This window comes from Pelagibacterium luteolum, from assembly GCF_900100665.1.
Taxonomy (GTDB): domain Bacteria; phylum Pseudomonadota; class Alphaproteobacteria; order Rhizobiales; family Devosiaceae; genus Pelagibacterium; species Pelagibacterium luteolum.
In genome coordinates, this window is the sequence record NZ_FNCS01000018.1 from 25,842 (window position 1) to 37,874 (window position 12,033).

The following is a 12,033-nucleotide window of genomic DNA, read 5'->3' on the forward strand; positions in this document are numbered from 1 at the left end:
CCTAGCTCGCCCGCGCGCGCGCCGACGCGACACGGGCCATCACCGCGTCGATCGAAGCGTCCTGCAGCGACTGGTAGAGCGAGAACTCGTCGCGCACGGCGACGCCCAGTGCCTCCTCAAAGACGGCTCGGTTTGAACCGGCTAGGGAGTCGCTCGCCAAATTGTCCCCAAGGTTGGACTGGAAGATGCCTGCCGCCGACACCGGCAGAAAGTCCTCGTAAACTAGCGGGTCGAAGCCTACATATCCTCTTGCCACAAGCATATCGATGTCATTCGATAGTCCATCCGGCGCCGCCTTGCCCTCTTCAGTGAGGAAGTAGTGGAAATAGGCAAATCCCTCTGCGCGCAATGCCTCGTAGTCATCAGGCAAGGGGGCAAAAACTTCCGAAAGCGCTGCCATGTAATCGGCCGCGTTTGATCCGTCAGCCTTGGGTTGGGCGAGCCCACGTGCCTTGTCCAGTAATTCGTCATATAGCTTGCGCCCTTTAGGGGTCAGCGCTACCCCACGTTGCTCAATCTCGCCAAACCGCGCCGTGTGGTGCCCTGTCACCCGCTCACCGTTTTTCCCGAGAAAAGCGATCTGCTCCTCGAGCGCTTTGAAGCTCGTCTGACGCAGAAGGATAGGACAGGCACGCGGCGGAGGACCTTCAATCACAGCCTTAGGAGTGATCCCCCGCTCAGGCATCATGCTCTGCACCTCGTCAATGTCGAGCGTGCGCGGGGTCAGGTGGTTGATGTGGGGGCCCTTAAAGCTTACTACATCCGCGATGAGACGATGCGCGTCGTGCAACTTCTTATAAGTCGCCTCCGATACCGTAGCATCTGAATGCCAGCGGAACGTCTCAAGGGCCTCGATGATGAACGCTTCAGCATCGGTCTCATTAAGCCCGCCTTCATCCTCGTGTTTGTCGATCAGGGCGCGCACGCCAGGAGTAAAGATGTCCCGCCTTGCAAGAATGGCTTCCGCCTCAGCCCGCAGGGCCTCGTCTTCGATCAAATCAATTCGCAAGAGGGACGTGAACACCCTAAATGGACTCTGCTTGAGCGCTTCGCCGTCGGTGGGCCGGAACGCTGTGGAATGAACCGGGATGCCTGCGACCGAAAGGTCGTAATATCCAACAGGCTCCATTCCCATCACCGCGAAGAGCTGTCGAATAGTTGCCAGCTCACCAGGCTTGCCCAGCCGGATCGCCCCGTGACGCTCCTCCGATATCCGCTCAAGATTGCCAAGCGCCTTGAGCCGGGTCTTCAGATCCGGGTCACGTGCCAATACGCTATCGTTCACGTCGCGGACTAACTCCATTAGGTTCCCATAAAGTGGAACTTCCAGGCGGTACATTTCTGACATGGCGCGGCAGAAGCGTCCCCGGATTTCATGGGAAGACAGATGATTAGCCATTCGATCTCTCCTTGAGAGGCTCGCTCAATAACCGGAATAAATCACCGCGGCGCACCGAAGTGACAGTCGTTCTAGATCTCGAACTTGATCCCTTGAGCTAGCGGCAGTTCGCGGGAATAGTTCACCGTATTGGTTTGGCGACGCATGTATGCCTTCCAAGCATCAGAACCGCTCTCACGCCCGCCGCCGGTTTCTTTCTCGCCACCGAATGCTCCCCCGATCTCCGCCCCCGAAGGCCCAATGTTGACGTTGGCGATGCCGCAATCGGAGCCTGCCGCCGAGAGGAAGATTTCGGTCTCCCGCACATCAGTCGAAAAGATGCAGCTCGAAAGCCCCTGCGGCACGTCGTTCTGAAGTATGATGGCTTCCTCCAGTGTCCTATAGGTCATCACATAGAGGATTGGCGCGAAGGTCTCGTGCCTTACGATGTCGGTTTGCCGTGGTATCTCGACGATAGCCGGGTGAACGTAGTAGCCACCCGTGACCCCTTCGGCCTTACCGCCGCCGGTTACCGTTCCGCCCTCGGCTTTAGCCTGCTCGAGCGCTTTCTTCATGCTCGTATTGGCATCCGCGTCGATCAGTGGGCCGACCAACGTGCCATGGGCCAGAGGGTCGCCGATCGGTAGCTTAGCGTAGACGCCCTTGAGCCGTTCGACCAGTTCCTCTCGAACATCCGCGTGTACGATAAGCCGGCGCAGACTGGTGCAGCGCTGTCCGCAAGTGCCGACCGCGGAAAAGACGATGGCCCGCACCGCGTTCTCGAGATCGGCCGACGGGGCCACGATCATCGCGTTGTTTCCTCCCAGCTCCAGTACGGTTTTTCCGAACCGCTCGGCGACCTTCGGGCCCACGATCTTTCCCATGCGGGTGGAACCCGTCGCTGAGATCAGGGCAACGTCTCGAGATGTGGTCAACACTTCGCCGATCTCGCCTCCACCAATTGCGACTTGCAGCAGGCCCTCTGGCGCCTCCCCGAAGCGCTTAACAGCCTTCTCGAAGATTCTGGCGGTCGCAATTGCACTCAGCGGGGTCTTCTCGGAGGGCTTCCAGATCACCGGGTCGCCGCAAACAATCGCCAGCGCAAAGTTCCAGGCGAAGGGCGCAACGGGAAAGTTGAAGGCGGTGATTACGCCGGCTACGCCCAAGGGATGCCACGTTTCGCGCATGGTATGCCCAGGGCGCTCAGACGCGATAGTTAGTCCAAATAGCTGCCGTGACTGGCCCACAGCCAAATCGCATATGTCGATCATCTCCTGGACCTCGCCGAGGCCTTCCTGGAGGATTTTGCCACACTCGAGGGTAACCAGCGCTCCGAGTTCCTCCTTTGCTGTGCGCAGTTCCTCGCCGAACAGTCGGATCAACTCGCCCCGGCGGGGGGCAGGCACCAGTTTCCAGGCGTTGAATGCGGATTTCGCTTGGGCGATCATTGCTTGGACATCGCTCACCGAATGAGTCGCCAATGACCCCAAAAGAGCGCCGTCGATAGGTGAATTGACTTCTAGCGCCCCGCCGGTCAGGTCGGCATCTGTCAGAAGTGCGGCTGCGAGAATCTCTTTGTGGGCCATTGAGCGGGTATCCTTGTTGAGAGTCATGTTAGCGCGGCGGTGGCCGCAGCGATCCTGTCCAGCGCGGCCTCGAGGGCCGTCTGTGCATAGGCGTAGGAAATTCTGAAATGTCCCGGCGCGCCGAATGCAGTTCCCGGAACCACGGCGACGCCTGCTTCACTGAGATAATAGTCGCAAAGATCGGTATCGGTTTCCAGTACCGTTCCCTCCGGTGTCCTTCGGCCCAGAAGGGCCGTGCAATCTGGAAAGACGTAAAACGCACCGCGCGGGGTGGGGCAGTCGAGCCCGGAAATCGCGTTGAGACCGGCCACCACGATATCGCGTCGGCGCCAGAAGTTCTGCCGCCGGCTCTCGAGAATTTCGGTGGGCCCATCGAGTGCCGCAACTGCCGCAGCCTGAGAGATAGAGGAGGGGGCGGACGTCGCTTGACCCTGCACTGTAGACATCGCGGCGATAAGAGACACGGGTCCAACTCCGAAGCCCAGTCGCCAGCCTGTCATCGCATGGGATTTGGAGACTCCGTTCACTACCAGCGTGCGCTCGGCAAGTTCGGGCAGGGCTTTAAGCACCGAAATGAAGGAGAAATCGTCGTAAACAAGGTGCTCGTAAATCTCATCCGACGTTAGCCCTAGATGAGGATGTCGCTCGAACACTGGCAGGAGGGCGCGGAGTTGCTCCCGGTTATATGCGCCTCCGGATGGATTGGAGGGCGAATTGAGCAGCAACCATCGAGTGCGGCTGGTCACCGCCGCTTCCATCGCCTCGGGGTTCATTACGAATCCATCCTCACCGCGCGTTCGCACCTCAACCGGCACCCCGCCGCATATAGCAATGATGTCCACATAGCTCGTCCAGTAGGGCGTAGGTACAATTACCTCGTCGCCCGGCTCGAGCGTCGCCATCATGGCATTGAATAAGACCTGCTTGGCCCCTGTCGAAGCGATAATTTGATTGGGCTCCACGGCAATGCCTTGCCGGCGGTACCGCGCGACAATTGCGGCCTTGAGTGCCGGAGTGCCCGTGTTGGCGGTATATTTAGTTTCGCCACTATCGATTGCCGCTTGTGCCGCGTGCTTGACGAAATCTGGAGTATCGAAATCGGGCTCGCCGGTCCCCAACGAGATAATGTCTTCTCCCGCCCGCTTGCGCGCCGCTGCCATTTCGCTAATTTTAACGATCAGAGAGACGTCCAGTGCCCTGACTCGGCTGGCGATCTGTCCAGCATACCCATTCGATATAGTCATGTTCTGTGCTTTCGGCGACGTGCGCTTTCCGCTTCAGTTGCAACGACTTTTGCCCACCCGGCAAATGATGTCTTCGAATGAGATCATGACTTGCTGGCATAAGTGATAACTCGAAAAGGAGCTCCAGGCGTCACATGGCGCCTCACCTGCTAGCAGCGTGGAGGCTACCCCAGATTGATACATTGCACCAACGACGAAGCGGGGCCCATGGGTTTTGACTCGCTCGGATGCGTCCAAGCTCCGTTGTCCCTCCACATTCGCCAAATGTTAGACAATTCCCGCAACACTTGCATCAGGCCGAGTAGTCTGCGGCTATGAAAAGAAATAGAAGGTTCGACGACAGGTCCGTTCCCCCCGCCATTTTCCCGATAATTTCCAAACGGCCTTAAAAGTCTCGGTAGTCCGGGTCTTGCTGACATCGTCAGTAAAACGACCGATCAACCGAAATGTCAGCTTTTTAATGGCTCGACGACCCGCGAGCATATCCAAAGCACCTCGGCATCCTCTTCGGAAGCCTTGATGAGGGCGTGTTCCATCGTGCTGTCGAAATAGCAACTGTCACCCGCCGAGAGCCGGGTAGGTGCATAAAACTGGGTGTGAAGCTCGATCGTGCCTGAAAGCACATACACGAATTCTTCTCCAGGGTGGGAAAGCATACCGTCAAAGCTCTGGACAGTGTTCGCCTTGATCGTCGCGCGCAGCGGCACGAACTGCTTGTTGGCCAGGTCCGTGCAGAGAAGCTGATAGTCATACTGGCGCGTATTGTGTTGAACGCCATCTCCCGCGCGCGTAACCGTGCGCCGGCCACTCACTGCCGCGGTCTGACGCTCTGAGAAAAGATCTGCCACATCGACGGCGAGACCCTCCGCAAGACTCAAAATGGTGTCGTATGTCGGGGACATCTGACCATTCTCGATCTTTGAAAGCGTGGACGGCGCCAGCGCACAGAGGCGGGCCAATTCGTTGAGCGTCAGTCCGCGGCTTTGCCGTAAATGGCGCAGCGTCTCTGCAATCGAATGCTGAGAACGGCGCTGGGTGCGGTTGGTCTGCGCCGGAGCAAGGGGCTGGTTCATGGCTGTCGCCGTTCTATTCGGTTTCTTGAGCGGTCACGCTATTGCTAATGCCTTAAGACCTGCAAGGTCTTCAGCGTTAATGGGTATGCCATTCTGAGCGGCCAAAGCGCGAGTTTCCGCGCGGCGCTGTCCAGGAAGGCGGGAAACCCCAGCAGCCTGCATAGTCGCAATTAGGGTCTGCGCGCGCAACCCAAAGGGGTTTCCGGCAGCGTAAGAGGGATCGATGAGGAGAATAAGCTGGCCCGTGTGAGGGGTCTGCGCGCCCTTGTGCCCAGACCAATCAAACTCAAACGAGAAGTGCCCACCGGTGAGAGCCGCGCCGAGGAGTTCCACCATCATCGATATCGATGAGCCCTTGTATCCGCCGAATGTAAGCAATGCACCCCCATCCAATACGGCTCTCGCATCTATGGTGGGCTGCCCCTCGCTATCAACCCCTGAGTGAGGCGGAAGCGCCTTTCCCGCGCGCGCAGCGATCTGCACGTCACCATTCGCCATGGCCGAAGTGGCAAGATCGAAAACGATCGGATCGGCATCTTCGACAGGAGCGGCAAATGCTATCGGATTGGTACCAAATACCGCGCTCGTCCCGTCGAACGGCACAGTGCAGGCGAAACTGTTGACCACGCTGAGGGCAATCAAACCGTCCTGAGCAAACGGCTCCACGTCAGGCCACAGCGCGCTGAGATGATGTGAATTGCGAATCGCGAGGACCGCAACGCCTGTCGTGCGGGCCTTTTGCATCGCAAGTTCGCGCGCCATCGCTAGTGCCGGCTGAGCGAAGCCATTGCGCGCATCCACGCGACAAAAGGAAGGCGCCGCGTCCTCGATAACAGGCACAGCCGATCCATCGACCCAACCTGTTGCGAGCGAATCCACATAGCCGCGCATGCGGAAGATGCCATGGCTCAGCGCACCGTCGCGCTCACACGTAGCGCAGTTTGCCGCGAGAAGCTCCGCAACACCCGCTCGCGTGCCGTGACGCAAGAAGATTGTCTCGAGAAGCGCCTCTAGCTCTTCATAGGAAATGGTGACAGACACAGAGGGCTCCGACGCAAGGACAAGTTGTTTCCTATAAGAAATATAATTTGATTTTGCGCTAGGCTGCAAGCGCAGTTTCACGCAGCCTTTGCGTCCCGCTCACATCCTAAAAATCCGCAATGCGCCACATACTAGGCAGAATGCCTAGGATTTCAGCACTGCGCACCAATGCCAAAAGAATGTCAAATGCGCGATTGACAGCGCATTGTTGGCATGTACTATCGGAAATATAGTTTCCTTTAGGCGCACTTTTCAGGGGCGTTGAAAGTGCGCAGCGTAGAAATACGCCGGTCAACGAATGACGCCCGTGTGTCGAAAGGACATTCGAGAATGCGCATCCGAAACACCTATCGCTTACCGTTCGCAGCGGCACTTCTGTCGTCACTCGTTGCATTCGCTGGCCCTGCCTTCGCGCAGGACTCAGATCTCATCGTCAACAGCGCCGTGGCGCCGAGCACACTAGATCCTGCCTGGGCATGTGGGCTGCAGGAAATCAGCTTCATTCAGAACTTCTACGTCCGGCTGGTCCAGTATGGGACGGCCGAAGGCCCCGACGGCACTCGGGTCGTCGATTTCGCCACAACTGAACCTTATCTCGCCGAGTCCTGGGACATAAGTGACGACGGGCTGGTCTACACCTTCCACCTCAAGGACGGATATACGTTTGCGAGCGGCAATCCGGTCGACGCAGAGGCAGTGCGCTATTCGTTTCAGCGCGTGCTCGATATGGCAGGTTGTGGGCGTTTCTTCCTGACTGATGGTCACATCGATCCCGTGATCATTGAGGCGATCGAGGTCATTGACCCGCTCACCGTCGCCATCACGCTCAACAAGCCCAATGGCAACATGCTGGGCGATCTGGCAACGCATGCGGCGTCGATCGTCGATCCGTCGGTTGTTGAAGCCAATGGCGGGGTAGTGGCCGGCCAGCCAAACGAATTTATGGCTGCCAACGTGACTGAGTCCGGTCCATTTCTCCTTGAATCCTACACTGCCAACCAGAGTGCCCGCATGGTCGCAAATCCCGAGTTTGCGGGAGATGCGCCAGCTTCCGAGGCCATCAACGTCAACTGGATCACGGCTGCGCCTACACTTTTGCTTCAGGCTCGCACCGGGCAGGCGGACATTACTTTCGGTCTTGCAAAGCAGGCGGTGACGACGCTCGCAGACAACTCTGGCACGCGCGCTATCGCCTATACCAACCCTTTCGTGCAGCAGATGATGCTCCCCAACACCAAGGCGCCGTGGGATAACCCCGTGTTCCGCGAGGCGGTAGCCCATGCTGTGCCCTACGAGGACATCGTCGAGCGCGTGGCCTACGGTTACGGCACGCTCTATTACGGGCCAATTCCTCCGAGCTTGCCTGGGTTCAACGCTGAGTTGAGCCAGCCCATCCCGTTTGATCTGGATCGGGCCAGGGAATTGATCGCCGAGAGCGGGGTCGCCACTCCGGTCGATGTCGAGGTGATGATCCAGGAAGGCGACGCGACCCAACAACAGCTCGCAACGATCCTGCAGAGCACATGGGCCGATCTGGGCATCAATCTCAACATTCGCGTCGCCCCTGCGGCTGAATTCCAGGACCTCTCGCAAAGTCACGCAGTGCAATCGCTCATGCGGCTCGATGGTCCCGGTGTTTTCGAGGTCGGTTACTATTGGGGTTACGACGTGATCTGCGACAACTCCAACAACCTCACCGAGTACTGCAATCCCGAGGTCGATGAACTCGTCGACCAGTTGCGCGCGTCGTCCGACGAGGCGGAGCGCCAGGGCATTATGGATCAGGTGACCGAAATCTGGCGGGCTGAATATCCCAAGATTCTCTTCTTTGAGGATCAGCCCGTCGTGGTTCTGAGCGACGCCGTGACTGAGTTCACGTTCTCGCCGCTGCCCGACTACCGGTACTGGGCAAAATAGACTCTTCCAGGAGAAAGAACGAATGGCAACGCGTATTGGTGTCGATATTGGCGGCACGTTTACCGATCTCGTCTATTTCGACGAGCGGACGGGCGAGACGGTCGAAGGAAAGGTACCAACAGTACCTTCGGCGCCCGAAGAAGGGGTGGTCGATGCGATCACTCAGCACGTACCCCAAAATATCATCGAGGAAGCCGAGTTCTTTCTCCATGGCACCACCGTCGGCCTCAACGCTCTTTTGGAGCGTCGAGGTGCGAGAGTAGGGCTCATCACAACCACAGGTTTCCGCGACGTCCTTGAGATTCGTCGCGGCGACCGGGCTGAGATGTACAATCTGTTCTGGAAACAGACCGAACCTCTCGTGCCACGTAGGCTCCGGCTCGAAGTTGACGGACGTATGCTCGGCAACGGCTCGGAATATCGTCCGCTGGACGTGGAAACCGTCAAGGCCGCGGCACAGAAACTCATCGCCGAAGGCGTCGATGCAATCGCTGTAAGCCTCATCAACTCCTACGCAAATCCGGAACACGAACTGGCTGTCGAAAGCCTCCTGCGGGGTGAAGGGTTCGAAGGCGGCATTTCACTCTCGCACAAGATTTCCGGCGAATACCGCGAGTATGAGCGCACATCGACAACCTGCATTGACGCCTTCGTACGCGGTCGGATGTCGAACTACCTGCGCCGCCTTGACGGTCGCCTGCGTGAACTCGGTTTTACGGGAACATCCCTGATCACCCGTTCGGGCTCGGGATCGATGACATTTGCTGAAGCGGAAGACCGTCCATTTGAAACCATTATGTCCGGCCCGGTCGGCGGAGCGCAGGGTGCCAGCGAACTCGCCAAGATGCTTGGCATCAAGGCTCTCGTCACTGCCGACGTCGGCGGCACCAGCTTTGACACCGCATTGGTCATCGACGGAAAGCCGCAGGTCCTTTTTGAGGGCATGATCGACAATATGCCCATCCAGAGCCCTTGGGTCGATGTACGTTCGATCGGCTCGGGTGGTGGGTCGATTGCCCATATCGATCCGGGCGGGCTGATGCGGGTCGGACCGCGCTCTGCTGGCGCGGTTCCCGGTCCGGCCTGCTACGGCAAGGGCGGCACGGAGCCTGCAATGACCGATGCGGCTGCCTGGTTGGGCATGCTCGGGCCGGGTGATCTCGCGTCTGGTATCCACCTCGACATCGAAAAGGCGCGCGTCGCTCTTGAAGCGGTCGGCACCCATATCGAGCAGGATGTAGAGGCCACCGCTGCCGGTGTAATGCGTATTTCGTCCGCAGCCATGGCCAATGCCATGCGCGAAATTTCGCTCGATCAGGGCCTCGATCCACGGACGATCACGCTTGTGCCATTCGGCGGCGCAGGGCCGCTTATGGGCACGCTTTTGGCCGACGAGCTTGAGATGAACCATGTAGTCATTCCGCCGCTGGCCGGGAATTTCTCGGCATGGGGCCTCTTGGGCGCCGACATGGTGCAATCGACCGCACGTACTCGCGTTATCGATTTTGTCCCGGGCGCGCTAGATGTCGTAAACGGCGTCCTCAGCGAACTCTTTGCCACCCTCACCGAACGCAGTGCGGCGCACGCTGGCGACGCCGTCAAATCCGCGCGCCTCGACCTTCGCTACAAGGGTCAGGAGCACACGCTTTCGATCGAGGTCGACATCAGCGAGGGCGAGGTCACCGAGACCGAAGAGGTCATTCTCGACCGGTTCGTCAGCGAATATGCGCGTACCTTCGGCGGTACGATGAACCAGGACGTGGAACTGGTCTCGGTCCGCGCGAGCACGACCGTTCTGCTGCCCCGCCGCGAGTTGAGCTACACGCCCAAGCGCTCGGACGGCCAGGACGACCGCGTAATGGATGTCTATTCATTCGAGACCGGCGCGCGTGTCCCGTTCAGGGTCATCCCCCGCGGACGGATTTCGGGCAAGGTCAGAGGCCCTGCAATCATCACCGAAGAGACGACGACGACTTACGTCGACGTCCAATGGACCATCTCGAACGGTCAAGCGGGCGAGATCATTCTGGAACGGACACACTGAAATGGCAAAGAGACACGAACCCGTCGTCCATAATGCGGGCATGTTTGGTCGCAAGACTGAAAACAAGGCCGACCCGATCACCACCGAAGTGATCCGTCACGCGCTGAATTCGGCGGCCAACCAGATGAAGCGGGCGCTGATCCGGACGTCGTTTTCACCTATCATTTATGAGGTACTCGATTTCGCCGTGGCCATCTACGACAAGGACGTCCGGCTTTTGTCCCAGGCGCCCTCACTCCCGATGTTCATGGGCACTCTGTCCTTCTGCATCATCGAGGCTGTCAAGGCCAACGGCGGCACCGAGACCCTCAAGCCCGGCGATGCGCTGATCTACAACTGGCCGTTCGGAACCGGATCTCATCCCCAGGACATGGTCATCATCATGCCCGTGTTCTTCAACGACGAAGAACTGATCGGTTACACTGCTATCAAGGGCCATTGGCTCGATATCGGAGCCAAGGATCCATACTGCACCGATACGACCGACGTGTTCCAGGAAGGCGTCATCTTCCCCGGGGTCAAGATTTACAAGGAAGGGGTCCTCAACGAGGATATCTTCCGCATGATCATGGCCAATACGCGCGTGCCCCATATGGTGCGCGGCGATCTCGACGCTCAGGTTACGGGATGCCGGGTAGGGGTCAAATCCCTCCTCGAAGTGGTCGAGCGCTTCGGGCTCGAAACCTTTGCGTCCGCGGTCGATGACATGTTCGATCATGGCGAGCGGATCGTGAGGTCCTATTTCGAAAAAATCCCCGACGGCCGATACGTCGGCAGGGGCGAAATGGACAATAACGGCGTCACCAAGGACCGCATACCGTTCGAGATCGTGCTCGAAGTCAAAGGCTCCGACGTTGTACTTGATTTTTCGGGCGTCCCAGACGAGCAGGTTGGTCCCACCAATTCGCCTCTCCCGACCACCATCTCGGCGAGCCGCGTCGCCATCACAATGCTCGCGGGCTATGGCGAAGCCCCCCATGAGGGCCATTTCCGAGCCCTGAAGGTCATCACCCGGCCCGGATCGATGTTTGATCCGCTGCCGCCTGCGCCATCGTTCATTTACGGCTGGCCCGGCCTTCAGGCCATCGAAGTCATCTACAATGCCGTCGCAAGTGCAATGCCGAAGGCCGTTCCCGCTCAATCGGGTGGGTGTATCTGTTCGCTCGTCGCGTGGGGCCAGCGGGAAGAAACCCGCGAACCCTGGGCCGACGGCACGCCGTTGCCCACGGGGCAGGGCGCCTGGGATGGCGGCGATGGTGGCACCATGCTCCATATCGCCGAGTCGGCCACCCGGTTCACGCCGGCCGAAGTCTGGGAACACCGCAACCCCTGGATCATCGAACAGCTCGCCTTGGCCAAGGATTCCGTCGGCCCAGGCAAATGGCGAGGTGGACCTGGCCTCAATCTCGATATCCGCATGACCGAGGATACGCTGATTACCACGGTGTTTGAGCGCTCGCTCAACGCGCCCTGGGGTCTGCTCGGCGGCAAGGAAGCACGGCCCAACAACTGCTATGCCGAAATGCCGGATGGCGAAGTGCACTCGATCGCCAAATCGACCCATTTCCACATGCCCAAAGGTGCCGTGCTTCAAATGAAGACCGGCGGTGGCGGCGGCTATGGCGAGCCAAGCGAGCGGCCAGTCGAGATGGTCCAGCGCGATCTCGAAGACGGATACATTTCCGAGGATTACGCCCGCGAGCATTACCCTCACGCATTTGCCTGAGACGATTTGGGGTGGCGCCGGACG

General features: G+C 58.9%; 8 protein-coding genes. 3 read left to right on the plus strand and 5 right to left on the minus strand.

Features of this window, described 5'->3' with window-relative positions:
• Nucleotide 1: 1 nt before the first annotated feature.
• From hglS to BLR31_RS18020, 5 genes are all read right to left on the minus strand, one after another.
• The gene (hglS, locus tag BLR31_RS18000) at nt 2–1,399 is read right to left on the minus strand and encodes a 2-oxoadipate dioxygenase/decarboxylase HglS (RefSeq protein ID WP_090598573.1); all 1,398 of its coding nucleotides are present in this window, start codon (nt 1,397–1,399) and stop codon (nt 2–4) included.
• 71 nt (nt 1,400–1,470) lie between these two features.
• A complete protein-coding gene (gene amaB, locus BLR31_RS18005) occupies nt 1,471–2,964 on the minus strand; it encodes an L-piperidine-6-carboxylate dehydrogenase (protein ID WP_090598660.1) in 1,494 nt (497 codons plus the stop codon).
• Nucleotides 2,965–2,987: 23 nt separating this feature from the next.
• Complete coding sequence (locus BLR31_RS18010; RefSeq protein WP_090598576.1) at nt 2,988–4,208, minus strand: pyridoxal phosphate-dependent aminotransferase; 1,221 nt, start codon at nt 4,206–4,208, stop codon at nt 2,988–2,990.
• A 449-nt stretch (nt 4,209–4,657) separates the two neighbouring features.
• Entirely contained in the window at nt 4,658–5,281 is a 624-nt protein-coding gene (locus BLR31_RS18015; RefSeq protein WP_090598580.1) for a helix-turn-helix domain-containing protein, read from the minus strand.
• A gap of 33 nt (nt 5,282–5,314) precedes the next feature.
• Nucleotides 5,315–6,322 carry an Ldh family oxidoreductase gene (locus BLR31_RS18020; protein ID WP_090598583.1) on the minus strand — a complete coding sequence of 336 codons (1,008 nt, stop codon included), beginning with the start codon at nt 6,320–6,322 and terminating at the stop codon, nt 5,315–5,317.
• 330 nt (nt 6,323–6,652) lie between these two features.
• Between BLR31_RS18020 and BLR31_RS18025 the strand changes: the two genes are divergently transcribed.
• Genes BLR31_RS18025 through BLR31_RS18035 form a run of 3 tightly spaced genes read left to right on the plus strand, consistent with a single transcriptional unit; the run spans nt 6,653 to nt 12,009 of the window.
• Nucleotides 6,653–8,239, plus strand: coding sequence for an ABC transporter substrate-binding protein (locus BLR31_RS18025; protein WP_090598587.1), 1,587 nt, complete (start codon nt 6,653–6,655; stop codon nt 8,237–8,239).
• Nucleotides 8,240–8,261: 22 nt separating this feature from the next.
• On the plus strand, nt 8,262–10,283 hold the full coding sequence (locus BLR31_RS18030) for a hydantoinase/oxoprolinase family protein (RefSeq protein ID WP_090598591.1): 2,022 nt from the start codon (nt 8,262–8,264) through the stop codon (nt 10,281–10,283).
• Nucleotide 10,284: 1 nt separating this feature from the next.
• A complete protein-coding gene (locus BLR31_RS18035; RefSeq protein ID WP_244505131.1) occupies nt 10,285–12,009 on the plus strand; it encodes a hydantoinase B/oxoprolinase family protein in 1,725 nt (574 codons plus the stop codon).
• The last annotated feature ends 24 nt before the right edge of the window (nt 12,010–12,033 follow it).